The following is a 25,969-nucleotide window of genomic DNA, read 5'->3' as shown; positions in this document are numbered from 1 at the left end:
TCCAGTAAGGAAGTAAGGACGGCAAGACCTGCGGGTCTTGCCGTTTTTTTTTTAAGCCCCGGAACAACGTGGTAATTCGGGCTGTGTTTCAGCAACACAAAACCCTCCGCCAAGCACTGCACTAGGTTAGAATCCGAAGGCTGGCACGATAGTGCGCCAATGCAAGTTTTAACCTTGATCAGGCTTATGCACGATAAATTCCCCCATACCGCGATACAGTGTCTGACAGCCATCGCGCAGCATCACGGTTTGCAAATCAATCCGGAACGCCTGATCGACGACTACGCGCTGCGCGCGGAAGAGCCGGGCACCGGCGCGCTGCTGCGCATCGCCTCCGATATCGGCCTCAAGGCCAAGGCCGACAAGCTGACCTGGTCGCGCCTGATGGCGCAGGGCGGCGTGTTCCCGCTGATGGCGCGTCTGAACGACGGCAACATGGTGATCGCGGTCGGCGTCAAGCCCGGCGAAAACGGCGCGGAGGACACGGTCGCCGTGCTGAACCCGGCCAACGCCAACGCCGCCGTGGTCATGGTGACGCGCGCCGACTTCGAACGGCGCTGGAGCGGCGACGTGCTGTTCGTCAAACGCCAGCACAAGCTGTCCGACCCCAACCAGCCGTTCGGCCTGCGCTGGTTCATTCCCGAGATCCTCAAGCAGAAGGCGGCGTTCCGCGACATCTTCATCGCCGCCGTCGCCATGCAGCTGCTGGCGCTGGCCTCGCCGATCTTCTTCCAGCTGGTGATCGACAAGGTGCTGACCCACCAGAGCGTGACCACCTTGCAGGTGCTGGCGGTCGGCATCGTCGCCGCGCTGGTGTTCGACGCCACCTTCGGCTTCCTGCGCCAGACGCTGACCCTGGCCGCCTCCAACAAGATCGACATGCGGCTGACGCGCCGCGTGTTCGGCCACCTGCTGTCGCTGCCGATCGACTTCTTCGAGACCACCAGCGCCGGCGTGGTCACGCGCCACATGCAGCAGCTGGAAAAGATCCGCAACTTCCTCACCGGCCGCCTGTTCTTCACCGGCCTGGACCTGATCGCGCTGGTGGTGTTCGTGCCCATCCTGTTCAGCTATTCGTTCAAGCTGGCGATGATCGTGCTGCTGTTTGCGGCAATGATCGCCTGCGTGGTGATGGCCATGGTGCCGACCTTCCAGCGCCGCCTCAACGCGCTGTACTCGGCCGAGGGCCAGCGCCAGGGCATGCTGGTGGAAACCATCCACGGCATGCGCACCGTCAAGGCGCTGGCGATCGAGCCGTCGCAGCGCCGCATCTGGGACCAGCGCTCGGCCGAGGCGATCACCATGCATTTCCGCGTGGGCCAGATCTCGATCGCCGGCAACGCCGTCACCGACTTCCTCGGCAAGCTGCTGCCGGTCACCCTGATCGTGGTGGGCGCGGCCGACGTGTTCGACAGCACCTTGTCGGTCGGCGCGCTGATCGCGTTCCAGATGCTGTCGGGCCGGGTGACCCAGCCTTTGATTTCCATCGTCGGCCTGGTCAATGAATACCAGGAGACGGCGCTGTCGGTGCGCATGCTGGGCGAGGTGATGAACCGCGCGCCCGAAGGCCGCGCCGGCGCCAACGGCCTGCGCCCCATCCTGCAGGGCGAGATCCGCTTCGACGACGTCACCTTCCGCTATCCGGGCGCGCAGGCGATGGCGCTGGACAAGGCCCGCTTCACCATCGAGCCGGGCACCGTGGTTGGCATCGTCGGCCGCTCCGGTTCCGGCAAGACCACCTTGACCAAGCTGATCCAGGGCCTGTATCCGGTGCAGGAAGGCATCGTCCGTTTCGACGGCATCGACGCGCGCGAGATCGAGCTGTCGCATCTGCGGCGCCAGATCGGCGTTGTGCTGCAGGAGAATTTCCTGTTCCGCGGCACCGTGCGCGAGAACCTGTCCGTCACCAAGCCGGACGCCACGTTTGAAGAGCTGGTCGAGGCCGCGGCCGCCGCCGGCGCCGACGAGTTCATCGAGCGCCTGCCGCTGGGCTACGACACCGTGCTGGAGGAAAACGCCTCCAACCTGTCCGGCGGCCAGAAGCAGCGGCTGTCGATCGCCCGCACCCTGGTGGCCAAGCCGCGCATCCTGATCCTGGACGAGGCGGCTTCGGCGCTGGATCCGGAATCGGAGGCGATCTTCATCAACAACCTGTCGCGCATCGCGGTCGGCCGCACGGTGGTGATGATCTCGCACCGCCTGTCGACGCTGGTCAACGCCGACAAGATCATGGTCATGCAGCAGGGCCGTCTGATGGACGCCGGCCGCCACGAAGAACTGCTTACACGTAGCGAAACTTACCAGCACTTATGGAACCAGCAAACAAGTCACCTCTAAGCTTCAAGCGCCGCCGCAAGGACGAGACCGAAATCGAGTTCCTGCCGGATGCGGACGCCATCGAGCGCGGCCCGCTGCCGAAGTTCGTGCGCCTCACGCTGCACGTGCTGATCGGCGCGTTCGCGTTCTTCATCCTGTGGGCCTGCTTCTCGCCGGTGGAGAAGATCGTCGTCGCCCACGGCCGCCTGGTCAATCCGCTGCCCAACATCGTGGTGCAGCCGCTGGACACGTCCATCATCCAGAGCATCGACGTGCGCGTCGGCCAGGTGGTGAAAAAAGGCCAGGTGCTGGCCACGCTGGACCCGACCTTCACCGCCGCCGACGAGCAGCAGCTGCGCGTGCGGCTGGAAAGCCTGGACACCCAGACCGCCGGCCTGCGCGCCGAGCTGGCCGGCCAGCCGGGCGCCGTCACCAACGGCAAGTCGAGCGCCGACTCGCTGCTGCAGGCGCAGCTGTCGAGCGAGCGCAAGGGTAATTTCGAGGCGCAGAAGACCAAGATGGACCAGAACATCGCGCGCCTGAAGGCGGGCCTGGAAACCAACAAGCACGACCAGCAGATCCTGGCCCAGCGCGTGAAGTCGCTGCGCGAAGTGGAGGCGATGCAGGAGCAGCTGATGGCCGAGCAGTTCGGCGCCAAGATGCACTTGCTGGAGGCGCGCGACCGCCGCCTCGAAGTCGAGCGCGACATGGACTTGCAGCGCAACAAGGCGATCGAGATGGCCAGCGAGCTGGCGTCGGCGCAGGCCGAGCGGGCCGCCTTCGACAAGAGCTGGCGGCAGAAGACCATGGAAGACCTGCTGAGCGCCTCGCGCGACCGCGACGGCATCAACGAGCAGCTGGCCAAGGCCGACAAGCGGCACAAGATGGTGCAGATGGTGGCGCCGGCCGACGGCGTGGTGCTGGAGATCGGCAAGCTGTCGGTCGGCTCCATCGTGCGCGAGGCCGAGCCGCTGTTCACGCTGGTGCCGCTGGGCGCCGAGCTGGAAGCGGAAGTGCAGATCGACTCGCTCGACATCGGCTACATCAAGCCGGGCGCGCAGGTGCACCTGAAGGTCGACGCATTCTCGTTCCAGCAGCACGGCATGCTCGACGGCAAGGTCCGCACCATCAGCCAGGACGCGTTCAAGCGCGAGCAGACCGACAAGAACGGTGGCGGCCTCGACGCCTACTACCTGAGCCGCATCCCCTACACCGGCAAGCTGAAAAAGATGACGCCGGGCGCGCAGCTGCTGCCGGGCATGACCTTGTCGGCGGAGATCGTGGTCGGCCACCGCACCGTGATGTCCTACCTGCTGTATCCGCTGACGCGGGCGCTGGACGAATCGATACGCGAACCGTAGGCATTGCCGCCGGCGGCTGAGCGGTTAGGAACTGGTGTTGTGGAACAGCGCCAGTCCGGCGGCCAGGTCGGTTTTGGCTTGCCAGCCAGGCAAGGCCTGGTAGCTGTGCCAGGGAACCATCACTTCGCGCTCGCGGTAAGGGCGGCCGCCCCATTCGATCGCCAGCGGCTTGCCGCTGACCTGCGCATACAGCGCGGCGAGGTCGCGCAAGGGCAGGGGATTGCCGCTGGAGACGCCGTATTCTTCGGTCGCGTTCTGCTGGCGGCCGTCGGCCAGCCGTTCATAGGCGATGACGAAGGCTTCGACGGCATCGTCGATGTACACCAGGTCCATCAGCTGCTCGCCCGGCGACATGCCCAGCGAGCTGCCTTCCAGCGCCACGCGCTTGAGCAAATTCAGCACCTTGGGCCGCGGATCGCCGGCGCCGTAGGTATCGAACAATTTCAGCGTCACCACGCGCAAACCGTGGACTTCGACGTAGTAGCGCAGCAGCGCGCTGAAGGCTTGCTTGGTGGCGGCGTACAGGCATACCGGGTTGTACGCCTGGTCCTCGTAGTGTTCCCACGAGGTGCCGGTGTTGACCAGGCGGCGTATGCCGCAGGCGGCCATCGCTTCGGCCAGCTGGGTCGAGAACAGCAGGTTGGAATGAATCAGGCGCGTGACGTCTTCCGGCTTGTGGGTGGCCAGGAACAGCGAGGCCAGATGGAATACGGCTTCCGGCGCGGCGGCGCGCATGATCTCGATCAGCTGCAGCGTGTCGCCGTTGTGGCGGTGCAGGTGCAGCAGGGGACTCTCCGGCGGCAGGCCGGCCGTCGACGACCCTTCGCGCAGCAGCAGGTGCACCTCCCAGCCATCGGCCAGCAGGCGGCGCGTCAGCGCGGCGCCGACAAAGCCGCTGGCGCCGGTCAGCAGTGCGCGGCGCGCGCTCATGGCTGGCCGCCGTCAAACACGAACGGCGTGTCGAAGTCGGCCAGCGCGCCGAACTGGCGGTCGCGCGCGGACATGATAGGATCCTGGACCGGCCAGTCGATGCCGGCCGAATCCCATGCCAGTCCCGAGTCGTGGGCCGGCGCGTAGGTGGCGGTGACCTTGTACACCATCATCGCCGGTTCCTTCGGCGTGCAGAAGCCGTGCGCCAGGCCGCGCGGCAGGTACAGCATATGGCCGTTGCCGGCGCTCAGCTCCAGCATCAGGTTGTGACCGTAGGTCGGCGAGCCGCGCCGCAAATCCAGCGCCGCGTCCATCACCGAGCCCTGCACGCAATACACCAGCTTGGCGTGATCGTGCGGCGGGGTCTGGAAGTGCAGGCCGCGTACCACGTTGCGATGCGACGCCGAGTAGTATTCCTCGGCGTAGTCGGTGGCCAGGCCGTGCTCGCGGAAGATATCTTCGTGGAAGACCTTGACGAAGCTGCCGCGCTCGTCGCGACGTATGTCCGGGATGATCAGGAAGCAACCGGCGATGTCGGTAGGGACAATTTTCATGGCAGTGTCGATGTCAGTCAGGAACGTGGAATGTTGGCGTCCAACAGCACCAGCGGGCGCGAGATCACCTTGTCGGGCCCCCACTCGGCGATGCGTTTAGCCAGCAGGAAGGCTTGCAGCCGCTCGCAGCAGAACGCCATGCTGCGCGCCAGGTAGCCGTCGCGTTCGATGTAGTGGTGGCGGTAGTAGCGCGACATCACCAGCTCCAGATCGTGCACGATTTCGACGAACCAGGTTACCGGAATGTAGGCCACCGTCGGTGCGGTGATGAAGGCGTTGCCGCTCAAGAAATTGGCGGCCTCGAGGTCGGTGATCACGCCGCAATCGATGGCGTCGCCGAAGAACATCAGCAGCTCGCGCACCGGGCAGTTTGCCTGCAACTGCTGCATGATGGTGCCGTTGAAGGCCACCGAGATCGGTACGATGGGTGTCTTGCCGTCGCCGTAGAAATGCTCAGGCAGGACCCCGGCCAACATGTCCGGATGGGCGTGGTGGTTAAAACCGCGCAGTGTGCCGATCGGATCGGTCAGCGCGAAACGGCGGTAATGGCAGAAGCCGACAAAGCCTTCGGCCTTGTCGGCGATGAGCATGCGGCGGATCTGGAACAGCGCCAGATATTCCCCCAGGTAGCGGTTGCGCGTCGCCTGTTCCGGCGTCAACATCTTGCTCATCGCCAGGCCCGATTCCGGCACGTAGTCGCCCGATCCCAGCATGGTCATGAAGTCGGGCATCTTCCAGGCGAACGGCGCGTGGGCGATGCAGTAATAGAGCGGAGTATCTTTCATCACGCGGGCATGGCTTTAATCAGGTAGTGGGAAGGCTGGGCCTCTTCAAGCAGCCGCATGGCCGTCTCGCCGGTCCGCGCCGCGCGCTGGCGCAGCGCTTCAACCACATGCTCCGGTACCGGCGCGGGATTCAGCATGATGCCGTTGACGACGCGAAAGCCGGCATCCTCGAACAGACCCAGTACGCCGGCGAGCGCCAACCGGTGGCGCGCCGGCTCGGCCGTCTGGTTCCAGTGTTCGCTGTTGGCGATGCGGGCAACCACGCAGGCGTCGTACTGGATGACCTTGCGCACCTGCGCCAGCACCTTGCCGGGGTCGCGCAAGTGTTCCAGCGTGCAGTCGAAGACCCAGCCGTCCGCCCATTCCAGATGTTTATAGAAGACCTCACCGGCTTGGTGCAGGTCGGCCTGGTGCACGCGGTCGGCATACTCGCGGGCCTGCTGGGCCAGTGTCGCATCGGCATCCACCGCCAGCCATGAGGCGGCGGGATAGCGGGCGCGGTACTGGCGGGCCAGGCCGCCATCGGTGCCGCCGGCCTGTATCAGCAGGCGCGCGTTTGGCGGCAGCATCGCGAGGTAGGGCGTGATGTAGGCGGCGTTGGAGGATTCCGGTAAACTCATGGCAGTCTTAGAAGTTCACGCCAAAGAAGGTTTCGAGCTTGTCGACGGCGAAGTCCAGCATCTCGCGGGTCAGGCCTGGGAAGACGCCGATCCAGAAGGTGTCGTTCATGACGCGGTCGGTGTTGGTCAGGTCGCCGGAGACGCGGTAGTTGCGCCCGACCATATAGGGCTGGCGCGTCAGGTTGCCGGCGAACAGCAGGCGGGTGCCGATCTTGTGCTCGTCCAGGTAGGTCAGCAGGTCCACGCGCGAGACGTTGGCCTCAGGCTTGAGCGTCATCGGGAAGCCGAACCACGACGGGTCCGAATGCTCGGTCGCCTCCGGCAGGATCAGGAACTCGGCGCACGACTGCAGGCGCTCCTTCAGGTAGGCGAAGTTGTCCTTGCGGGCCTGGATGAAGCCGGGCGCGCGGTCGATCTGGGCCAGGCCGCAGGCGGCCTGCATGTCGGTGATCTTCAGGTTGTAGCCCAGGTGGCTGTAGGTGTACTTGTGGTCGTAGCCCATCGGCAGCGTGCCCAGGCACTGGCAGAAGCGCTTGCCGCAGGTGTTGTCCTTGCCCGGCGCGCAGTAGCAGTCGCGGCCCCAGTCGCGGAACGACTCGGCGATCATCTTCAGTTCCGGATCGTTGGTGAACACGGCGCCGCCTTCGCCCATCGTGATGTGGTGGGCCGGGTAGAACGACATGGTGCCGATGTCGCCGAAGGTGCCGACCATCTTGCCGTGGTAGGTCGAGCCCAGCGCGTCGCAGCAATCCTCGATCAGCCACAGCTTGTGCTTCTTGCAGATGGCGGTGATGACGTCCAGGTTGTACGGGTTGCCCAGCGTGTGGGCCAGCATGATGGCCTTGGTCTTGGGCGAGATCGCCGCCTCGAGCTTGGTCACGTCGATGTTGTAGGTGCCCAGCTCGACGTCGACGAACACCGGCACCGCGCCGAACTGGATGATCGGGTTGACGGTGGTGGGGAAGCCGGCGGCCACGCCGATCACCTCGTCGCCCTGCTGGATCGCGCGCGCGCCCAGCTTGGGCGAGGTCAGCGTGTTGAACGCGACCAGGTTGGCCGAGGAGCCGGAGTTGACGGTGATGAGGAAGTTCACGCCGATCATCTTGGCCAGCCTGGCCTCGAACTGGTCGTTGAAGCGGCCGGTGGTGAGCCAGGCGTCCAGCGAGGCCTCGACCATCAGTTCCATTTCAGGCGCGCCGACGACCTTGCCGGCCGGCGGGATGACGGTCACGCCGGGCTCGAACGCCTTCGGCACGCTGGCCAGGGCGCCGTATTGGGCCACCAGCTTGATGATCTGTTCGCGGAGTTGTTCCTTGCTTTGTGCTTCACTCATGATTCCAGCCTTGGTTATGTGCGCTTAAAGATGTGCGGTGTTTTGATAGGTGTCGATCTGCGCCAGCGTCAGCGCGCGCATGTCGGCGCCGGCGGCGTGCGCCTGGTGCCATGCGACGATCATGTCGATGGTGTGGCCCAGGTGCCAGCGCGGCTGCCATTGCAGGCGGCTGCGGGCCTTCGAGCAGTCCAGCTTGAGGTAGTGCGCCTCGTGCGGCTGCGGCGCGCTGTCCAGCTCCCAGCTGGCGCCCTTGCCCCAGCTTTCGCACAGGCGCGAGATGATCCATTCCACCGGGCGCGCGTCGATGTCGTGCGGGCCGAAGTTGAAGCCTTCGGCGTACGCGGCGCCGTGGGTGTATAAGTGCTCGGCCAGGGTCAGGTAGCCCGACAGCGGTTCGAGCACGTGCTGCCACGGGCGGATCGCGTGCGGGCTGCGGATGCGCACCGGCTTGCCGGCGGCGATGGCGCGCACCATGTCGGGGATCAGGCGGTCCTCGGCCCAGTCGCCGCCGCCGATGACGTTGCCGGCGCGGCCCGAGGCCAGCGCGACGCCGTGCTCGGCGTGTTTTTCGGGATTGAAGAACGACGAGCGGTAGCCGGCCGTCACCAGCTCGGCGCAGGCCTTGCTGTTGCTGTAAGGGTCATAGCCGCCGAAGGCTTCGTTCTCGCGGTAGCCCCAGGCCCATTCCTTGTTTTCATAGCACTTGTCGCTGGTGACGTTGACCACGGCCTTGATGCCGGGTGTGTGGCGCACCGCTTCGAAGAAGTTCACCAGCCCCATGACGTTGGTGGCGTAGGTCTCGACCGGATTGGCGTACGAGTAGCGCACCAGCGCCTGCGCCGCCATGTGGATGACGATCTCCGGCCTGGCCTTCATCATCGCCTCGCGCAGCGCGATGCCGTCGCGGATGTCGCCGATGACGGAGGTCATGCCGGCGCCGACGTGGGCGGTATCGAACAGGCTTGGTTTGCTCGGTGCTTCGAGGGCGTAGCCGGTGACGTGGGCGCCCAGTTGCTGCAACCACAGGCTCAGCCAGCTACCCTTGAAACCGGTGTGCCCGGTCAGGAAAACACGCTTGCCGCGCCAGAAAGCCGGATTCATGGCCATCGCTTCCACGGCGCCTTGCCGCTGTCCCACAGCTCTTCGAGCAGGACCTTGTCGCGCAGCGTGTCCATCGGCTGCCAGAACCCGTGGTGCAGCCAGGCGTCGAGCTGGTTGCTCTCGGCGAGCTTCTCGAGCGGGCCTTTTTCCCAGATGGTGCTGTCGTCGTCGATCAGGTCGATGACCTTGGGCGAGAGCACGAAGTAGCCGCCGTTGATCCAGTTGCCGTCGCCCTGGGGCTTCTCCTTGAAGCTCATGATGCGCTGGCCGTTCATGTCGATGGCGCCGAAGCGTCCCGGCGGCTGCACGGCGGTCATGGTGGCCAGCTTGCCGTGTTCCTTGTGGAAGGCGATCGAAGCGCCGATGTCGATGTCGGCCACGCCGTCGCCGTAGGTGAAGCAGAAGGCTTCGTCGTTCTCGACGTGCTGGCGCACGCGCTTGAGGCGGCCGCCGGTCAGGGTGTCGGCGCCGGTGTCGACCAGCGTGACCTTCCACGGTTCGGCGTGGCGCTCGTGCACTTCCATCGAGTTCTGCTGCAGGTCGAAGGTGACGTCCGAGGTGTGCAGGAAGTAGTTGGCGAAGAATTCCTTGATGACGTAGCCGCGGTAGCCGCAGCAGATGACGAAGTCATTGATGCCGAACGCGGAATAGCTCTTCAGGATGTGCCACAGGATAGGCTTGCCGCCGACTTCGACCATCGGCTTCGGTTTGACAGTGGTTTCTTCGCTAAGCCTGGTGCCCAAGCCGCCTGCCAGTATCACTGCTTTCATGCTGTCTCCGGGATAGTAAAAGGATTGCTCGCAGACTGCATTGTCAGGCACTGCAGTTGCATTTTAAACGAAAAGCAGAGCGTATTTGGCCTCTTAGCTAGGCTTTTAGCTCCGCAAGGCAACAGTGGATTAGCGCGGAACGGCTTTGATCACGTAGGCGGCGGCTTGGGCGTCTTCCAGCGCCAGGGCCGGATCGGCGCCGACGCTGGCCGCCAGTTGCTGTAAGGCAGCGGTCAGCAAGGGATTTTCCATGCGTTCATGGATGACCGGGGCCCCCTGGACGATCTGGTAGCCGGCCTTCTGGAACACGTCGAAGATGGTGCCGCGCGTGAACCAGCGCAGGTGCGCGCGGTCGAGAATGCCGTTTTCCTCATAGCGAAAGTCGCCCAGGCATAGCTTGGCCTGCACGCTCCAGTGCTGTAGGTTGGGAATCACCGCCACGATGCAGCTGTCGGCCTTCATGACCTTGCGGATGCGGGCCAGCAGTTTTTCCGGATGGACCAGGCGTTCCAGGGCCTTGTCCAGGATCCAGCAGTCGACGCCTGCCTGGTCGCGGAAGAAGTCGTCGCCCAGATGGTCGACGTCGCGCTGCAGCACCAGGTCGCAGGCGCCCTTGTTTTCGCTGGGCGTCTCGGTGTGCAGCTCGACCGCCGTGTAATGCGTGGCGGGGGCCGCTTCCTTGACGTCGCGCGCCAGGAAGCCGTCGCCGGCGCCGATCTCCAGCACCCGCGCCGGCGCGGCCGGCATCAGCGACTTGACCAGCTGGCGCACGCCCGCCGCCTGGTGGCTGGCGCGCTGCCAGTCTTCCAGGTGGTAGCCGCCGGTACGCTTGACGGTACCCTGCCAGTCGTGGCGCAGATAGTTGCGCGGGCCGGGCTGGGTGTTAAGAAAGTCTTCCTTCAACCATTGCAAGCCTTGCACCAGGCTATCCTGGCCGGCGCGGTGCAGGGCCAGCATGGGCTCGGTCATCGGGGCGCCGTGCTTGGTCGGCATCGGCCAGGCCCGCAGCACCTCGATATTGACCAGCATGCAGGCCGGATGCAGGTAGCGCACCGCCCCTTGCTCGTAGTCGACGTCGTAGCCGCCCTCATTGACGTGATTGACATAGCCGACGCCGTACATGCCCGGCTTCAGCTCGGCCGCCATGGCTTCCAGGAAGCCCGGATGCAGCACGAAGATATCGGAATCCAGCACCAGTACCGGCCCCTGCAGCTCCAGGTTCTGGAACGCCCAGGCCATGCCGGGACCGTGGTGGATGTTGTAGTCGAAGTGGATGAAGCGGACGTTTTCATGCCGCGCGCAGACCGCTTCGATGGCGCGGTAGTGCTGCTCGCCCGATCCGTCGATGATGGTGACGGGATTGCTGTAATGAGCCCGGAACGAACTGAGTAAATCCTCGATCAATTCCGCGGAATTGTAGGAAACGGAGATGACGGGAATGTTCTTGACGTCCATGGGCTGCATTATCAGGTGGTTCGGGTGGTTGGCCGCGGTCGTAGAGCCGGCGGCTCAACCCTTGGTTAGCAATATAGTGGTGGCCTGTTGCATCAGGGCGCCGATTTTATCGATCGGGTAGTTGGGCTCGACCTGTTCCCACACCGACGACAGGAACCAGACGCAGTTGACCAGCTTGTTGGTCAGCATCTCGCGCAGCTGCGCGCGGTTGCGCATGAACTTGCCTTGCTGGTGGGCATCGCACAGCAGCTGCAGCCATTCGATGTTGGCCTGGATGCGCACTTTTTCGTTGCGCTGGTCCTGGCCGCCGTGCAGGCGGAAGTAGCTCAGCGCTTCCGGCAGGTAGGCGCAGTCGCTGTTGGACAGCACCGCCAGCCAGGTGGCCACGTCGGACAAGGTGGTGTACTGGCGGCCCAGGAACATGCCGAAATGGCCGGGCAGCTGGCTGCGGCGGAACAGCACGGTGGTCGGTTCGCCCATCAGGTTCTGGCCGTTGCTCAGGATCATGTCGCCCAGCGAGCTGCCGCCGACCGCCGTGGCGATCTCGAACATGCGCTCGGTGCCATGGATGGGCGCAAGGTAACGGCCGTTGGCGTCGATCAACTGGCGGAACGAGGTCACCAGACCGATGTTGGGCTGGCCCAGCATGCAGGCCATCATGCGCTCGATCTTTTCCGGATGGAACAGATCGTCGTCCATCAGGTAGTTGACGTATTCCGCGCTGGAGTTGCGGTAGCAATTGAGGAAGTTGTCCAGCGGACCCAGGCCCGGCGAGCGCAGGTAGCGGATGTTGGCGTAGCGCGCCATGTAGGGGGCGAAGCGTTCGCGCGTCAGCTCGTCGGTGCTGTTGTCGCTGATGACGATTTCCAGGTTGCCCCAGGTTTGCGCCAGGATGCTTTGCAGCGCCAGTTCGGCGTAGTCGGGACGGTTGTGCGTCGGCATCAAAATCGATACCTTGGGCAGGCGCGTGTCGACCTGCGGCGGACGGGCGCCGGCGAATTGCGGCGCCTGCAGGCCGGCATTGCCCTTCAGCGCGATCTGGGCGTAGCGTTCCTCCAGGTCGCGCACGAACTGGGCACTGTCGAACAGCGCGCAGTTCAGGCGCTGCTCGTGCAGCTGGCGCTTGAGCGCCTCGACCTGCGGACGGTCGTGCGCCAGCGCCACGGCCAGGTCTTCGTATTCCTGCTGGGTGGTGGTGATCAGCTGCGGCATGTCGACCGCCTTCAGCAGGCTGCCGGCCATGCGCGACGAGAAGGTGCGGCCGGCGCAGGTCAGCACCGGCAGGCCGGCCCACAGCGCGTCGCTGGCGGTGGTGCCGCCGTTGAACGGCGCGGTGTCGAGGAACAGGTCGGCCACCTGGTAGCGCGCCAGGTAGTCGGCCGGCACCACGCGGCCGGCAAACACCAGCCGCTCGGCCGCCACGCCGGCCAGTTCGGCCTGGCGCGTCAGGTTGGTGCGCACCTCGGGGCTGTCGGCCACCATCCACAGCAAGCTGTTTTCGGTGCGCTTGAGGATGTTCATCCAGCTGTCGAACACCTCGGGATTGAACTTGAAGTTGTTGTTGAAGGCGCAGAACACGAACGCGTCTTCCGGCAGGTTGTTGGCCGCGCGCGTGGGCCTGGCGCCGATGATGCGCTGGCGGTCGTTGATCTGGAAGGTGCGCGGCATGTGCAGCGGCTTCTCGGTGAAATACGGCTCCAGCTCGGGCGGCAGCACGAAGGGGTCGGCGATCACGTAGTCGATGAAGGGCATGCCGGTCGGGCCCGGCAGGCCCAGCCAGGTGATCTGCACCGGCGCCGGGCGGTAGGCCAGGATGTTCGGGCGCGCGCCCAGGGTCAAGCCGTGCAGGTCGACCAGGATGTCGATTTCGTGCGAGCGGATCAGGCGCGCCGCCTCCTCGTCGCTCATGCCGCCGATGCGGATGTGCTGGTCCATGCCGGCGATGACGCGGGCGCGGATCGGCGAGCCGTCCTCGTTGCTCCAGCAAAAGCCGAACACCTCGACCTTGCTGCGGTCGTGCAGGCCGTACAGCTCGGCCGTCAGGATCGACACCGCGTGCGAGCAGAAGTCCGACGACAGGTAGCCGATGCGCAGGCGCTCGTGGCCGTAGCCCTGCGGGCCGGTCAGCGGCTCGACGCCGGCGTTGACCTTTTCGTCGACATAGCGGCGCGAGGCGGCCAGCTGCTGGGCCGGATCGCCCGAGGCGCTGAGCATGGCCAGCGCCGAGGTGCCGACCATCAGCTCGTCGACCGGGATGCCGCAGACGCTGGTGTTGTAGACCGGCCACTTGCACTGCTTCTGGCGCAGGTGCACCCAGTGCGAGATGACGTTCTTCTGCTTCGGATCGATCAGCAGGCTGCGCGTGAGCGCGTCCTCGGCCGCCGGGAAGTCCTTCTGGATCTCCAGCAGGCGGCCCAGGTTGTTGAGCGCCTGGATCACGTGCGGCTGGTCGGCCGGCAGCTTGGGATTGCTGTATTCGAGCAGCGCGCGCCAGCTGGCCAGCGCCTCGTCCGGGCGGCGCAGCCGCTCGAGCAGGGTGCCCAGGTTCAGGTGGCCTTCGTTGAAGCGGGGATTCTGCGCCAGCGCCATGCGGTAGGCGGCTTCTGCCTCGTTCAGCTCGTTGTTGTCGCTGAGCATGACGGCCAGGTTGAACTGCACCGCGTAGGCCAGCGGCGACGGCGTGTTGGCCAGCCAGGCGCGGTACAGCTGGATGCCCAGCGGCCGTTCGCCGGCCTCCACCAGATTCTGGCCGGTCTGGAACAGTTCGACGATCGGGAGGCTGCCCTTCTGGGCCAGCGCCAGCGCGCTGCGGCCGGCGTCCACTACGGTTTTATTAGTTTGCATGAGCTCGAATCGATGGTGGCGCGGCGAACCAGCGGTAGGCTTTCTCTACGGTCTGTTCCAGTGGGCAGGTTTCGCTGACGCCAAGGCGGCGCACGGTGAAGCTGATGTCCGGGTACAGGTCGTCGTCCTTCTGCAGGCGGTTCGGCGCGGTGTTCAGCACCACGCGCGGCTTGGGCGAGACCTGCTCGCCGATCAGGCGCACCAGTTCGTTGTGCGTGACCGCGGTGGCGCTGCCGAGGTTGTACACCTCGCCGTCGACGCCCTTGGCCAGCGCGGCCAGCGTCCACCAGGCCGCGTCCGCGCCGTACAGGTAGCTGCGGCGCGCGCTGCCGTCGCCGTGGATGCGGATCTCGCCGCCGGTCAGCACGTCGCGCAGGAAGTTGTTGATCGCCCACGGACGGTCCAGCTCCTGGTAGGCGCCGGCCAAGGTGAACGGGCGCACCGTCGATACCGGCAGGCGGTACTGGCTGCGGTAGATCGCCGCCGTCATCTCGGCCGCGCGCTTGGCGTCGGCGTAGACGGTGTGCAGCAGGCCGGCCGGCAGCGGGAAGGCGTCGGTCTCCTTCAGCGGGCCGGGACGCTGCGGCGGGCCGGCCACCAGGCAGGAGCTGACGTTGACGAAGCGGCGCAGGCCGTCCAGCTGCGAGGCCGCCTCCAGCGCGTTGTTGATGCCGGAGACGGTGGTCTGGAACACGCGCAGCGGATCGGAGGCGTGCACCCGGTTGTTCGGGATGCCGGCCGCGTGGATCACGTAGTTGGTGTTCTTGGCGAACTCGAACGACGAGCGCACGTCCTGCGAGCGCACGCGGATGTCCAGGCGCGCGGCCAGGTGCGGGTATTTCTGCTGCCATTCGCCGATGTTGCGCGCGTACAGGTCGAGCGTGATGCCCAGGTTGTACTGGTCGTTCATCGCGGCCACCAGTTCGGCGATCCAGGTGCCGAGGAAGCCGGTGCCGCCGGTGACGGCGATGTGCTGGCGCGCCAGCGCGGCGCGCACGTCGGGTTGGGTGGCGCAGGCGGCCAGGGCGTCCTGGCGCGTTTCTGCGAAGCGTGGGTCGGCCATGGTTTAACCTTTCAGTGCTGCTGCGTTTTTCTCGGCCAGGTCGCGCGCGACCTCGATGATCAGGCTTTCCTGGCCGGCCACCGCGTTGCGCTTGCCGAGACCGAAGAAGATGTCGCGCGGATCGACCTTGTAGTCCTCGGCCGCGCGCGCCACCGGCTTGGCGAAGCCGGAGAACACGCCGGCCAGGCCGGAGACGATGGACAGCGGCGAGATCGACGGCGCGACCGGGTTGAATTCCTTCTCGGCGATGTCGGCCGCGTCGAGGATCTTGTACAGGTCGATGCCGGTCTCGAAGCCGAGGCGCTCGAACACGGCCACCAGCACTTCGAGCTGGGTGTTGCCGGCGCCGGCGCCGAAGCCGCGGATGGTGCCGTCGATGATGGTGGCGCCCGCGTTGACGGCGGTGACCGAGTTGATGACGGCCATGCCCAGGTTGTTATGGCCGTGGAAGCCGACCGGAATATTCAGGCCGTCCACCAGCGTGCCGATGCGCTCCTTGACGTCTTCCGGGAAGTAGGCGCCGGCCGAGTCCATGATGACGATCGCCTCGGCGCCGTAGGATTCCATCTTCTTGGCTTCCTCCAGCAGCGTGGCCGGCGTCGCCATGTGGCTCATCATCAGCACGCCCCAGGCTTCCTTGCCGGCCTGGCGCACGTAGTGGATGTGGCGGTCGGTGATGTCGGCCTCGGTGCAGTGCGAGGCGACGCGGAACACGTCGACGCCCAGCTCGATGGCGCGCACCAGGTCCTTCTTGATGGTGCAGAAGCCGGGAATCACGTGGATGCTCATGCGCGAATTCTTCAGGTGCTGGCGCGACACCGACAGGATCTCGTCGTCGCTCAGCCGGCATTCGCCGACCAGCATCGACGAGGCGCCCAGGCCGTTACCGTGGCCGACTTCGAGGATGGGCACGCGCGCATCCTCGGCCGCCTTGCAATAGGCGATGAAGGCTTCGCGGCTCAGCTGGTGGCGCACGGCGTGGTTGCCGTCGCGCAGCGTCGGATCGGTGATCAGGATTTTCTTAGCCATGCTTGCGCTCCTCTTTATGCTTGCTGTGCCTTGCTGCGGCGACCATTTCCGCCATCGCGATGGCGGCGCAGTTGATGATGTCCAGGTTGCCTGCGTATTGCGGCAGGTAGTCGCCGGCGCCGACCACCTTGATGGTGGTGACCACGCGGCCGCCCTCGATGGTCGGCGGCACCACCAGGCCGTAGCCGGGAACGTAGCTTTTCAGCTGGGCCACCATGGCATCGACCGAGGCGCGGATCGCCGGCAGGTCCGGGTTGGCGATCTTGGCGTAGATCGTGGTCTGCATGTCGATCGGCGGGTTGGCCGGGTTCAGGATCAGGATCGCCTTGGCGCGGCGGGCGCCGGAGAAGCGCTGCAGCGCTTCCTCGGTGGTCTCGATGTATTCGTCCAGGTTGGCGCGGGTGGCCGGGCCGGCGCTGCGCGAGGCGATGCTGGAGGCCACCTCGACGTACTCGATGTCCTGGTGCACCGCGCCGATGGCGGCGGCGATCGGGATCGACGACTGGCCGCCGCAGGTGATCATGTTGATATTGCGGGTGCCGGTGTCCAGCGTGGCCTGGGCGTTGATGGCCGGGATGCAGAACTCGCCCAGCTTGGCCGGGGTCATGTCGATCACGGTCTTGCCCAGTTTATCGAGCGCCGCCCAGTGGCCGACGTGGGCCTGGGCCGAGGTGGCGTCGAACACCAGGTCGCAGATGGACGGATCGGCGATGATAGCCTCGATGCCGCGGTCCGAAATGGGCACCCCGAGCTGGCTGGCGCGCTTCATGCCGGCCGAATTGAAATTGCGGCCGGCGAACAGCGTGCAGACCAAATGCTTGGAGCGCATCACCTTGACCATCAGGTCCGTGCCGATATTGCCGGAGCCGATGATGGCGATCTTGAGTTTGTCGGTGCTAGTCATCTTGTTTCACCTAATGGTGTTGTCCCTGCCAAGTATTATGGCCGATTCCGCGCTGATGCCATCGATGGAGGAATAGGCCGGATGGTAGCCCAATTCGGCAGCTTGCCTGTTGAGCGAATAATAATGCGGTTTGGTGCCGGTGGCGTTGACCACCGAGGCTGCGCCGACTTCATAGCGCAGGCCGAAGCGCTGCGCCATGGCGGTTAACAGTTCGACCTTTTCCACCGGAGCAGCGCTGTAGCAGTCGATGGCGCGGTTGCCGGCGGGCGCGCGCAGCACACAGGACACCAGCTGGAGGAAGTCCTGCGGGTGCAGGTAGTCGCGCACCATGCTGCCGGCGTGGGTCTGCAGCACGGTGTCGTCGCGCACGGCGCGCAGCAGGTCGGTGATGAAAAAACGGGCGTTCAGGTCTTGCGTGCGGCTGAAGTAGTTGAACACCCGCAGGTCGGTGATGCAAAGCTCCGGCAGCGCGCGGTGCTTGCATTCGGCGTGCAGCTTGGCCACCCCGTAGTAGTCCTGCGGCTTGAGCGCGTTGAGGTTGACGATGGCCGGGGTGTCCGGGCCGGCCGGCTGCTCGAAACCGCTGCCGTAGGCGGCGCCGCTGGACAGGAAGATGTAGCGGCGTTCGGGATGGCGCTGCAGCTCGCGCAAGGCCAGGTCGTCGAATTCCTGCGTCACGCCGAAGATGGCGCCGCCCATCTGCGCGGCGCGCTGCGGATCGCCGACGCCGACGAAGTTGAGCACCGCGTCATGCGGCGCCTGGCCGTAGTCGGCGTAGACGGCCACCGGAAAGTCCAGCTGGTGCGCGTCCAGCCAGCGCTGTGCCGCCGCCGTGTCGCGCACGTACAGCAGCACTTCGGTGTTGCCCTCGCGCGCGAAGGACAGGATCAGATCTTTGGCGATCTGGCTGCTCGCACCGAGGATGGCGACGCGGTTCATCTTAGAGGGATTTCGATTTTTCGTGCATGCCGCCGATCATGGCCTTGTCCAGCGTGTCGCGCGGGATCAGCGGCGACAGGTCTTCCAGCGGCGGCGACACCAGCGAACCGTCGGCGCGCGCCACCACGCCCAGTTTCGGCGAGAACAGCTGCGTCGGACTCATGAACACTTCGCAGATCACCGGGCCGGTCGCGGCCTGCACGGCCTCCAGCGTGGCGTCGCACTCGTCCCAGCTGCGGATCTGGAAGGACGGGATGTCGAACGCGGTGGCCAGCTTGGAGAAGTCCGGGCAGGACACGCCGGAGGCGCGGTCGGTGCCGACGTAACCGCCCTTGAACAGGGACTTCTGCGTGTGCTTGATCATCAGGTAGCCGTCGTTGTTGAAGATGAACAGCTTGATCGGCAGCTTGTGGTGCACCATGGTCTGCAGCTCTTGCAGGTTCATCATCATGCCGCCGTCGCAGTTCAGGCACATCACCTCGCCGCGGTCGTTGGCGAACGAGACGCCCAGCGCGGCCGGCAGGCCGTAGCCCATCTCGCCCAGGCCGGTGGAGGTCATGAAGCGCTGGCCTTCCTTGAAGCGCAGCACCTGGTGGCCGCTCAGCAGGGCCGTGCCCATGTCGGTGACGACCACCTGGTCCGGCTTGAAGAAATCGTTCAGACGCTGCATGAAGCGGTAGGAGTTCATGAAGCCGTCCTTGTCCGCGTGCTCCGGGCCGACCCAAGGGAACTGCTCCTCATAGGCGCGGCAGGTCTCCAGCCAGGCGGCCTTGGACGGCACCGGCGCGGTGAGGGCCTCAAGACGCGAGATCAGCGCCTCGATGAAGACGCGGGCGTCGCACAAGATGTTTTCCTGCGTGCGCTTGGCGTGCTTGACCACTTCGTCGGCGTCGATGTCGACCACGTCGATGCGCGCCAGGCGCGCCAGTTCGTTCAGGTCGTAGCCGATCTGCGGGATGGCCAGGCGGGTGCCGATGGCCAGCACGTAGTCGCTGTTCTGCAAGATGAAGTTGGCGGCGCGCTGGCCGTAGACGCCGGCGCGGCCGAACACCAGCGGGTGCGACGAATCGATCATGTCGATGCCGGCCCACGACACCAGCGCCGGCGCGCCCAGCTTTTCCAGCAGCGGCGCGATGCGCGTTTCGCCGCCGGCCAGGCGGATGCCGTTACCCAGCCACAGCACGGGACGCTCGGCTTTCAGCAGGGCGGCCAGCACGGAATCGACCTGCGCCGAGACGGTGTCGCTCAGATAGTCGGCGGCGGCAGGCGCTTCGAACTGGGCGATGGTGTCGCGTTCGATGCGCTGCGACTGGATGTCCAGCGGGATCTCGATCCACGTCGGACCCGGGCGGCCGTCCAGCGCGATGTGCACGGCCTTCTGCAGTTCGAGCCGGGTCTGCGCCGGCTGCATCACGCGCATCTGGTATTTGCTGACGCGTTCGACCATCTGGCAGGAATCGTAGCCCTGCACGCCCCACATGCGCAGCGGGTTTTCCGGGAAGGTGAACTTGCTGTTTTCGTTGCCGGCGATGACGATGCAGGGAATCGAGTCGGCCCAGGCCGAGACCACGCCGGTAACGCCGTTGGTCGAACCGGCGCCGGTGGTCAGCAGCGCGGCGGACAGTTTGCCGCAAGTGCGATAGTAGGTCTGCACCGCCATGCAGGCTGCCTGCTCGTGGTGCACGCAGACGATCTCGGTGTAGCCGCGGCGGGTGATGGCTTCGAACAAATGGACGTTGCCGGCGCCGATGATGCCGAAGGCGTGCTGGATGCCCAGGCTTTCCAGGGTCTCCGCGACCAGGTCGGCGACTTTTACTTTAGTGTCTTGCGCTTGCATCAGAAGTTCACGCCAAAGAAGGTTTCGAGCTTGTCGACGGCGAAGTCCAGCATCTCGCGGGTCAGGCCTGGGAAGACGCCGATCCAGAAGGTGTCGTTCATGACGCGGTCGGTGTTGGTCAGGTCGCCGGAGACGCGGTAGTTGCGCCCGACCATATAGGGCTGGCGCGTCAGGTTGCCGGCGAACAGCAGGCGGGTGCCGATCTTGTGCTCGTCCAGGTAGGTCAGCAGGTCCACGCGCGAGACGTTGGCCTCAGGCTTGAGCGTCATCGGGAAGCCGAACCACGACGGGTCCGAATGCTCGGTCGCCTCCGGCAGGATCAGGAACTCGGCGCACGACTGCAGGCGCTCCTTCAGGTAGGCGAAGTTGTCCTTGCGGGCCTGGATGAAGCCGGGCGCGCGGTCGATCTGGGCCAGGCCGCAGGCGGCCTGCATGTCGGTGATCTTCAGGTTGTAGCCCAGGTGGCTGTAGGTGTACTTGTGGTCGTAGCCCATCGGCAGCGTGCCCAGGCACTGGCAGAAGCGCTTGCCGCAGGTGTTGTCCTTGCCCGGCGCGCAGTAGCAGTCGCGGCCCCAGTCGCGGAACGACTCGGCGATCATCTTCAGTTCCGGATCGTTGGTGAACACGGCGCCGCCTTCGCCCATCGTGATGTGGTGGGCCGGGTAGAACGACATGGTGCCGATGTCGCCGAAGGTGCCGACCATCTTGCCGTGGTAGGTCGAGCCCAGCGCGTCGCAGCAATCCTCGATCAGCCACAGCTTGTGCTTCTTGCAGATGGCGGTGATGACGTCCAGGTTGTACGGGTTGCCCAGCGTGTGGGCCAGCATGATGGCCTTGGTCTTGGGCGAGATCGCCGCCTCGAGCTTGGTCACGTCGATGTTGTAGGTGCCCAGCTCGACGTCGACGAACACCGGCACCGCGCCGAACTGGATGATCGGGTTGACGGTGGTGGGGAAGCCGGCGGCCACGCCGATCACCTCGTCGCCCTGCTGGATCGCGCGCGCGCCCAGCTTGGGCGAGGTCAGCGTGTTGAACGCGACCAGGTTGGCCGAGGAGCCGGAGTTGACGGTGATGAGGAAGTTCACGCCGATCATCTTGGCCAGCCTGGCCTCGAACTGGTCGTTGAAGCGGCCGGTGGTGAGCCAGGCGTCCAGCGAGGCCTCGACCATCAGTTCCATTTCAGGCGCGCCGACGACCTTGCCGGCCGGCGGGATGACGGTCACGCCGGGCTCGAACGCCTTCGGCACGCTGGCCAGGGCGCCGTATTGGGCCACCAGCTTGATGATCTGTTCGCGGAGTTGTTCCTTGCTTTGTGCTTCACTCATGATTCCAGCCTTGGTTATGTGCGCTTAAAGATGTGCGGTGTTTTGATAGGTGTCGATCTGCGCCAGCGTCAGCGCGCGCATGTCGGCGCCGGCGGCGTGCGCCTGGTGCCATGCGACGATCATGTCGATGGTGTGGCCCAGGTGCCAGCGCGGCTGCCATTGCAGGCGGCTGCGGGCCTTCGAGCAGTCCAGCTTGAGGTAGTGCGCCTCGTGCGGCTGCGGCGCGCTGTCCAGCTCCCAGCTGGCGCCCTTGCCCCAGCTTTCGCACAGGCGCGAGATGATCCATTCCACCGGGCGCGCGTCGATGTCGTGCGGGCCGAAGTTGAAGCCTTCGGCGTACGCGGCGCCGTGGGTGTATAAGTGCTCGGCCAGGGTCAGGTAGCCCGACAGCGGTTCGAGCACGTGCTGCCACGGGCGGATCGCGTGCGGGCTGCGGATGCGCACCGGCTTGCCGGCGGCGATGGCGCGCACCATGTCGGGGATCAGGCGGTCCTCGGCCCAGTCGCCGCCGCCGATGACGTTGCCGGCGCGGCCCGAGGCCAGCGCGACGCCGTGCTCGGCGTGTTTTTCGGGATTGAAGAACGACGAGCGGTAGCCGGCCGTCACCAGCTCGGCGCAGGCCTTGCTGTTGCTGTAAGGGTCATAGCCGCCGAAGGCTTCGTTCTCGCGGTAGCCCCAGGCCCATTCCTTGTTTTCATAGCACTTGTCGCTGGTGACGTTGACCACGGCCTTGATGCCGGGTGTGTGGCGCACCGCTTCGAAGAAGTTCACCAGCCCCATGACGTTGGTGGCGTAGGTCTCGACCGGATTGGCGTACGAGTAGCGCACCAGCGCCTGCGCCGCCATGTGGATGACGATCTCCGGCCTGGCCTTCATCATCGCCTCGCGCAGCGCGATGCCGTCGCGGATGTCGCCGATGACGGAGGTCATGCCGGCGCCGACGTGGGCGGTATCGAACAGGCTTGGTTTGCTTGGTGCTTCGAGGGCGTAGCCGGTGACGTGGGCGCCCAGTTGCTGCAACCACAGGCTCAGCCAGCTACCCTTGAAACCGGTGTGTCCGGTCAGGAAAACACGCTTGCCGCGCCAGAACGCCGGATTCATGGCCATCGCTTCCACGGCGCCTTGCCGCTGTCCCACAGCTCTTCGAGCAGGACCTTGTCGCGCAGCGTGTCCATCGGCTGCCAGAACCCGTGGTGCAGCCAGGCGTCGAGCTGGTTGCTCTCGGCGAGCTTCTCGAGCGGGCCTTTTTCCCAGATGGTGCTGTCGTCGTCGATCAGGTCGATGACCTTGGGCGAGAGCACGAAGTAGCCGCCGTTGATCCAGTTGCCGTCGCCCTGGGGCTTCTCCTTGAAGCTCATGATGCGCTGGCCGTTCATGTCGATGGCGCCGAAGCGTCCCGGCGGCTGCACGGCGGTCATGGTGGCCAGCTTGCCATGTTCCTTGTGGAAGGCGATCGAAGCGCCGATGTCGATGTCGGCCACGCCGTCGCCGTAGGTGAAGCAGAAGGCTTCGTCGTTCTCGACGTGCTGGCGCACGCGCTTGAGACGGCCGCCGGTCAGGGTGTCGGCACCGGTGTCGACCAGCGTGACCTTCCACGGTTCGGCGTGGCGCTCGTGCACTTCCATCGAGTTCTGCTGCAGGTCGAAGGTGACGTCCGAGGTGTGCAGGAAGTAGTTGGCGAAGAATTCCTTGATGACGTAGCCGCGGTAGCCGCAGCAGATGACGAAGTCATTGATGCCGAACGCGGAATAGCTCTTCAGGATGTGCCACAGGATAGGCTTGCCGCCGACTTCGACCATCGGCTTCGGTTTGACAGTGGTTTCTTCGCTAAGCCTGGTGCCCAAGCCGCCTGCCAATATGACTGCTTTCATACTATCCCCGAATAGTTGTGCTGATTATGTGTGTGGTCCGTACAGGACATATTGTCAGCCACATCCGTCGTATTTTAAACGAAAAGCAGGGCCTGTTTGGGGCGTCTTCAGGAAGGATGGGAAATTTCCACAAAAAAGGAGACTCAGTGGGAAAGTAGCAACTGGTAGCCCTGCCGTAGCACATCGTGCAAGTCGGCCAGATCGAGGCTGGCGCTGGCCGACAGCTGTATGGACAGCGCGGCGTGGCGGCCGGTGAGCAGCGCATTGAGGGCGGCGAGGCGGGCGGCCAGTACCTGTTTGAAAGCGGCGGGGTCGGACAGGAAGGCATGCTGCGCATGGGCTGCGTATAAAAGATGCAAGCCGTCGAGCGCGCAGAGCAGGGCATCGGCGTCGGCCTGCGCGGCGGGTGATGTGCGGGAAGGGCGGTGGCTGGACAGCGGATCGGCCAGGTAGACGCCATCGCGGCCGGCCAGCGCGGACAAGGCCATGGCGATGCCGGACAGATATTGATATTGCCGTCCGTGATAGTGGCCGAAGCCGGCGCCGATAATGCTGCGGCGCAGCAGCAGCGCGCCGGCGTCGCACAGCGTGGCGGTGGCGTTGTGATCGGACGACAACAGCAGGCTGCCCAGCGAGGCGCCGTCGACCACCGTGTCGGTGCCGAATACCGGCGCGCCCGGCAGCGCGGCGCCGTCGTCGTCCTGCGGCTGGCGCCAGCTGCCGACCAGGCCGACGTTCGGATAGGTTTGATAAAAGTGCATCATACGCGCCAGTTTTTCAGGCAGCAGGACGTCGCCCTGCGGCGCGACGGCGATGTATTCGCCCAGCGACAGCGCCAGGCAGTGATCCAGGCTGGCCGCCGGCGACAGGCCGGGTGCGCGGTTGTAGCGCAGCTGCGGATGGCGCGCCAGCAGCGGAGCGATCCGCGCGCGCAACGCGTCGCCGCCGCTGCTGTCGCTGACGATGATCTCGGTGTGGCCCCAGGTTTGCGCCAGCGCGCTGCGCAGCGTGCGTTCGAAGGCGTCGGCATCCGTGTCGGCCGCCGCGATCAGGATGCTGACCAGGGGCAGGCTGGTGTCGGCGCGTTTGGCGTTGCGGCGGTTCAGCGTGCCGCGCGCCACGCGCAGGTAGAGCTGCTCGAGGTTGCGCGCCAGGCGCGGCGTGTCGAAAAGTGCGCTGGTGTCGCGGTTGTCGTTCAGGCGCCGGCGCAGCGCGGCCAGTTGGTCCGGCGCTTGCGCCAGCCGCACGGCAGCGTCCTCGTAGTCGCTCAGGTTCCGGGTGACCAGTTCCGGCAGGCCGGCGGCGTGCAGCAGGCTGCCGCCGATGCGCCCTGCGTAGCTGCGGCCGGAGCAGGTCAGCAGCGGCAGGCCGGCCCACAGCGCGTCGCCGCCGGCGGCGCCGGCGTTGAGGGGCAGCGTGTCGAGGAACAGGTCGGCAGCCTGGCAGCGGGCCAGGGTGTGTTCCGGCGCGTGGCTGGCGAAATACAGTCGGTCGCTGGCGACGCCGTGGCGCAGCGCGGCCACGCGCAGGTTGTCGCGTACCTGTTCGCTGCCGGACGCCAGCCACAGCACGCTGTCCGGCACGCGCTGCAGGATGCGCATCCAGGCGCCGAACATCGGCGGCGCCAGTTTGCTGCTGTCGCCGAAGCTGCAGAAGACGAAGGCGTCTTGCGGCAGCCCGTATGCGGCGCGCCCCAGGCGCGGACCCGTCGCGCGCTGGCGGTCGTTGATCCGGCAGCTGTCCGGCAAATACAGCGGCTGTTCGGTGTAGTAAGGCGCCAGTTCCGGCGGGAGCACCCAGGCATCGGCCAGCACGTAGTCGATGCTGTCGAGCGCCGTGGTGGCGGGATAGCCCAGCCACGCGATCTGCACCGGCGCCGGGCGATGCGACAGGATGCCGGGCCGGCCGCCGACAGCCAGGCCTTGCAGGTCGATGAGGATGTCGATTTCGTGCGCCCGTATCAGCTGCGCCGCCTGCAGGTCGGTGATGCCGGCGATGCGCACGTGATGGTCCAGGCCCTGCACCAGACGCAGGCGCGCGGGCGAGTTGTCTTCCTCGCTCCAGCAGAAACCGTAGACGTCGACCAGCTTGCGGTCGTGCAGCGCGTACAGTTCGGCGGTCTGCGGACAGGCGTCCGGCGACAGGTAGCCGATGCGCAGCTTGCGGTGCATGTAGCCGGCTTGGTCGGACAGCGGCGCCGCGCCGCGGGGCACATGGGCGGCGACATGGCGGCGGGCCGCCGCCAGCTGTACCGCCGGATCGTCGCTGGCGCCGAGCGCGGTGGGGGCCGAGGCGGCCGTCAGCAACTGGTCTTCGTCCAGCCCCGGCAGCGCGGCCAGCACCGGCCATGCGCATTGCTGCTGGCGCAGCCGTACCCAGTGGGCTGCGACCAGCGGCTGGCGCGGATCGAGCTGCAGGCTGCGGGTCAGCGCGTCTTCCGCTTCCGGATAGCGCTGCTCGCCGTCGGCCACGCGGGCGATATTGTTGAACAGCTGGATCTGCAGCTGTCGCGCGTTGGCGGCGGCCGGATCGAGCAGGTCCAGCGCCTCGTGCCAGGTGTCGAGCGCCTCGTCGGGACTGCGGCGGCGCTCCATCAGCGCGCCGAGGCCGAGATAGGCTTCGGTGAAATGCGGTTGGATCTCCAGCGCGCGGCGGTACGAACGTTCGGCGGCGCGCTCGTCGCCGCCTTGCATCTGCAGCACCGCCAGGTTGTACCAGGCCGCGTGCAGCAGTGGGGTATCGCAGTGCTTGATCCACAGCTGGTACAGCGCGATGGCCCGTTCCTGCTTACCCTGCCCGGCCAGCAGTCCGGCGATGCCGATCAGCTCCGTGATCGGCAGCACGCCCAGTCCGGCCTGCGCGAACGCCAGCGTCGCCGCCTCCGCGATATTGCCGGCGGCGATGGCGGCGTTCAGCTGGGCGGACATGCGGG

General features: G+C 65.8%; 20 protein-coding genes. 2 read left to right on the top strand and 18 right to left on the bottom strand.

What is annotated here, in order from left to right:
* Positions 1-159: 159 nt before the first annotated feature.
* Entirely contained in the window at positions 160-2,337 is a 2,178-nt protein-coding gene (locus tag ACSQ3S_RS00370; protein ID WP_436141278.1) for a peptidase domain-containing ABC transporter, read from the top strand.
* Complete coding sequence (locus tag ACSQ3S_RS00365) at positions 2,310-3,677, top strand: HlyD family type I secretion periplasmic adaptor subunit (RefSeq protein ID WP_176653459.1); 1,368 nt, start codon at positions 2,310-2,312, stop codon at positions 3,675-3,677. Before ACSQ3S_RS00370 ends, ACSQ3S_RS00365 begins: the two co-directional genes overlap by 28 nt.
* A gap of 24 nt (positions 3,678-3,701) precedes the next feature.
* On the opposite strand, the gene ACSQ3S_RS00360 is transcribed toward ACSQ3S_RS00365, so the two are convergent.
* The 18 genes from ACSQ3S_RS00360 to ACSQ3S_RS00275 all read right to left on the bottom strand — a co-directional run bounded on the left by ACSQ3S_RS00360 (position 3,702) and on the right by ACSQ3S_RS00275 (position 25,964).
* Entirely contained in the window at positions 3,702-4,607 is a 906-nt protein-coding gene (locus ACSQ3S_RS00360; protein ID WP_436141277.1) for an NAD-dependent epimerase/dehydratase family protein, read from the bottom strand.
* Positions 4,604-5,161, bottom strand: a complete 558-nt coding sequence (gene rfbC / locus ACSQ3S_RS00355) for a dTDP-4-dehydrorhamnose 3,5-epimerase (protein ID WP_436141276.1) — start codon at positions 5,159-5,161, stop codon at positions 4,604-4,606. Before rfbC ends, ACSQ3S_RS00360 begins: the two co-directional genes overlap by 4 nt.
* Positions 5,162-5,178: 17 nt before the next feature.
* Positions 5,179-5,946, bottom strand: coding sequence for a hypothetical protein (locus tag ACSQ3S_RS00350; RefSeq protein WP_176653462.1), 768 nt, complete (start codon positions 5,944-5,946; stop codon positions 5,179-5,181).
* Complete coding sequence (locus ACSQ3S_RS00345) at positions 5,946-6,566, bottom strand: hypothetical protein (RefSeq protein WP_436141275.1); 621 nt, start codon at positions 6,564-6,566, stop codon at positions 5,946-5,948. The genes ACSQ3S_RS00350 and ACSQ3S_RS00345 overlap by 1 nt, the downstream gene beginning before the upstream one ends.
* 7 nt (positions 6,567-6,573) lie before the next feature.
* Positions 6,574-7,899 carry a lipopolysaccharide biosynthesis protein RfbH gene (gene rfbH / locus ACSQ3S_RS00340; RefSeq protein WP_176653464.1) on the bottom strand — a complete coding sequence of 442 codons (1,326 nt, stop codon included), beginning with the start codon at positions 7,897-7,899 and terminating at the stop codon, positions 6,574-6,576.
* 24 nt (positions 7,900-7,923) lie between these two features.
* Complete coding sequence (gene rfbG, locus ACSQ3S_RS00335) at positions 7,924-9,000, bottom strand: CDP-glucose 4,6-dehydratase (RefSeq protein WP_436141274.1); 1,077 nt, start codon at positions 8,998-9,000, stop codon at positions 7,924-7,926.
* Positions 8,997-9,770: a glucose-1-phosphate cytidylyltransferase gene (rfbF, locus tag ACSQ3S_RS00330; RefSeq protein WP_353405512.1), complete on the bottom strand. Its 774-nt coding sequence runs from the start codon at positions 9,768-9,770 to the stop codon at positions 8,997-8,999. Before rfbF (ACSQ3S_RS00330) ends, rfbG (ACSQ3S_RS00335) begins: the two co-directional genes overlap by 4 nt.
* A 129-nt stretch (positions 9,771-9,899) precedes the next feature.
* A complete protein-coding gene (locus ACSQ3S_RS00325; RefSeq protein WP_413449525.1) occupies positions 9,900-11,225 on the bottom strand; it encodes a methyltransferase domain-containing protein in 1,326 nt (441 codons plus the stop codon).
* 54 nt (positions 11,226-11,279) lie between these two features.
* Positions 11,280-14,069 (bottom strand): O-linked N-acetylglucosamine transferase family protein, encoded by a 2,790-nt coding sequence (locus ACSQ3S_RS00320; RefSeq protein ID WP_353405516.1) that lies wholly within the window; start codon positions 14,067-14,069, stop codon positions 11,280-11,282.
* Positions 14,059-15,132 (bottom strand): NAD-dependent epimerase/dehydratase family protein, encoded by a 1,074-nt coding sequence (locus ACSQ3S_RS00315; protein ID WP_176656071.1) that lies wholly within the window; start codon positions 15,130-15,132, stop codon positions 14,059-14,061. The genes ACSQ3S_RS00320 and ACSQ3S_RS00315 overlap by 11 nt, the downstream gene beginning before the upstream one ends.
* A 3-nt stretch (positions 15,133-15,135) precedes the next feature.
* Positions 15,136-16,161, bottom strand: coding sequence for a 4-hydroxy-2-oxovalerate aldolase (gene dmpG, locus ACSQ3S_RS00310; protein ID WP_176656070.1), 1,026 nt, complete (start codon positions 16,159-16,161; stop codon positions 15,136-15,138).
* Complete coding sequence (locus tag ACSQ3S_RS00305) at positions 16,154-17,065, bottom strand: acetaldehyde dehydrogenase (acetylating) (RefSeq protein WP_436141273.1); 912 nt, start codon at positions 17,063-17,065, stop codon at positions 16,154-16,156. The genes dmpG and ACSQ3S_RS00305 overlap by 8 nt, the downstream gene beginning before the upstream one ends.
* Positions 17,066-17,071: 6 nt before the next feature.
* Positions 17,072-18,004, bottom strand: coding sequence for an NAD-dependent epimerase/dehydratase family protein (locus tag ACSQ3S_RS00300; RefSeq protein WP_436141272.1), 933 nt, complete (start codon positions 18,002-18,004; stop codon positions 17,072-17,074).
* Position 18,005: 1 nt separating this feature from the next.
* Positions 18,006-19,841, bottom strand: a complete 1,836-nt coding sequence (locus ACSQ3S_RS00295; protein ID WP_436141271.1) for a thiamine pyrophosphate-binding protein — start codon at positions 19,839-19,841, stop codon at positions 18,006-18,008.
* Positions 19,841-21,166 carry a lipopolysaccharide biosynthesis protein RfbH gene (rfbH, locus tag ACSQ3S_RS00290; RefSeq protein WP_176653464.1) on the bottom strand — a complete coding sequence of 442 codons (1,326 nt, stop codon included), beginning with the start codon at positions 21,164-21,166 and terminating at the stop codon, positions 19,841-19,843. Before rfbH (ACSQ3S_RS00290) ends, ACSQ3S_RS00295 begins: the two co-directional genes overlap by 1 nt.
* Positions 21,167-21,190: 24 nt before the next feature.
* Positions 21,191-22,267 carry a CDP-glucose 4,6-dehydratase gene (gene rfbG / locus ACSQ3S_RS00285; RefSeq protein ID WP_436141274.1) on the bottom strand — a complete coding sequence of 359 codons (1,077 nt, stop codon included), beginning with the start codon at positions 22,265-22,267 and terminating at the stop codon, positions 21,191-21,193.
* Positions 22,264-23,037: a glucose-1-phosphate cytidylyltransferase gene (rfbF, locus tag ACSQ3S_RS00280; RefSeq protein WP_353405512.1), complete on the bottom strand. Its 774-nt coding sequence runs from the start codon at positions 23,035-23,037 to the stop codon at positions 22,264-22,266. Before rfbF (ACSQ3S_RS00280) ends, rfbG (ACSQ3S_RS00285) begins: the two co-directional genes overlap by 4 nt.
* 143 nt (positions 23,038-23,180) lie before the next feature.
* Positions 23,181-25,964, bottom strand: coding sequence for an O-linked N-acetylglucosamine transferase family protein (locus ACSQ3S_RS00275; RefSeq protein ID WP_436141270.1), 2,784 nt, complete (start codon positions 25,962-25,964; stop codon positions 23,181-23,183).
* Positions 25,965-25,969 lie beyond the last annotated feature (5 nt).

Origin of the sequence: Duganella sp. LjRoot269 (assembly GCF_964254095.1) — a bacterium.
Classification (GTDB): domain Bacteria; phylum Pseudomonadota; class Gammaproteobacteria; order Burkholderiales; family Burkholderiaceae_D; genus Rugamonas; species Rugamonas hordei.
This window is presented reverse-complemented; position numbering and strand designations above follow the sequence as displayed.

What these genes read in the sequence shown, in the direction of transcription:
- ACSQ3S_RS00370 (WP_436141278.1), top strand. Translation starts at nt 160, where the DNA reads ATGCAAGTTTTAACCTTGATCAGGCTTATGCACGATAAATTCCCCCAT.
- ACSQ3S_RS00365 (WP_176653459.1), top strand. Translation starts at nt 2,310, where the DNA reads ATGGAACCAGCAAACAAGTCACCTCTAAGCTTCAAGCGCCGCCGCAAG.
- ACSQ3S_RS00360 (WP_436141277.1), bottom strand. Translation starts at nt 4,607, where the DNA reads ATGAGCGCGCGCCGCGCACTGCTGACCGGCGCCAGCGGCTTTGTCGGC.
- rfbC (WP_436141276.1), bottom strand. Translation starts at nt 5,161, where the DNA reads ATGAAAATTGTCCCTACCGACATCGCCGGTTGCTTCCTGATCATCCCG.
- ACSQ3S_RS00350 (WP_176653462.1), bottom strand. Translation starts at nt 5,946, where the DNA reads ATGAAAGATACTCCGCTCTATTACTGCATCGCCCACGCGCCGTTCGCC.
- ACSQ3S_RS00345 (WP_436141275.1), bottom strand. Translation starts at nt 6,566, where the DNA reads ATGAGTTTACCGGAATCCTCCAACGCCGCCTACATCACGCCCTACCTC.
- rfbH (WP_176653464.1), bottom strand. Translation starts at nt 7,899, where the DNA reads ATGAGTGAAGCACAAAGCAAGGAACAACTCCGCGAACAGATCATCAAG.
- rfbG (WP_436141274.1), bottom strand. Translation starts at nt 9,000, where the DNA reads ATGAATCCGGCTTTCTGGCGCGGCAAGCGTGTTTTCCTGACCGGGCAC.
- rfbF (WP_353405512.1), bottom strand. Translation starts at nt 9,770, where the DNA reads ATGAAAGCAGTGATACTGGCAGGCGGCTTGGGCACCAGGCTTAGCGAA.
- ACSQ3S_RS00325 (WP_413449525.1), bottom strand. Translation starts at nt 11,225, where the DNA reads ATGGACGTCAAGAACATTCCCGTCATCTCCGTTTCCTACAATTCCGCG.
- ACSQ3S_RS00320 (WP_353405516.1), bottom strand. Translation starts at nt 14,069, where the DNA reads ATGCAAACTAATAAAACCGTAGTGGACGCCGGCCGCAGCGCGCTGGCG.
- ACSQ3S_RS00315 (WP_176656071.1), bottom strand. Translation starts at nt 15,132, where the DNA reads ATGGCCGACCCACGCTTCGCAGAAACGCGCCAGGACGCCCTGGCCGCC.
- dmpG (WP_176656070.1), bottom strand. Translation starts at nt 16,161, where the DNA reads ATGGCTAAGAAAATCCTGATCACCGATCCGACGCTGCGCGACGGCAAC.
- ACSQ3S_RS00305 (WP_436141273.1), bottom strand. Translation starts at nt 17,065, where the DNA reads ATGACTAGCACCGACAAACTCAAGATCGCCATCATCGGCTCCGGCAAT.
- ACSQ3S_RS00300 (WP_436141272.1), bottom strand. Translation starts at nt 18,004, where the DNA reads ATGAACCGCGTCGCCATCCTCGGTGCGAGCAGCCAGATCGCCAAAGAT.
- ACSQ3S_RS00295 (WP_436141271.1), bottom strand. Translation starts at nt 19,841, where the DNA reads ATGCAAGCGCAAGACACTAAAGTAAAAGTCGCCGACCTGGTCGCGGAG.
- rfbH (WP_176653464.1), bottom strand. Translation starts at nt 21,166, where the DNA reads ATGAGTGAAGCACAAAGCAAGGAACAACTCCGCGAACAGATCATCAAG.
- rfbG (WP_436141274.1), bottom strand. Translation starts at nt 22,267, where the DNA reads ATGAATCCGGCGTTCTGGCGCGGCAAGCGTGTTTTCCTGACCGGACAC.
- rfbF (WP_353405512.1), bottom strand. Translation starts at nt 23,037, where the DNA reads ATGAAAGCAGTCATATTGGCAGGCGGCTTGGGCACCAGGCTTAGCGAA.
- ACSQ3S_RS00275 (WP_436141270.1), bottom strand. Translation starts at nt 25,964, where the DNA reads ATGTCCGCCCAGCTGAACGCCGCCATCGCCGCCGGCAATATCGCGGAG.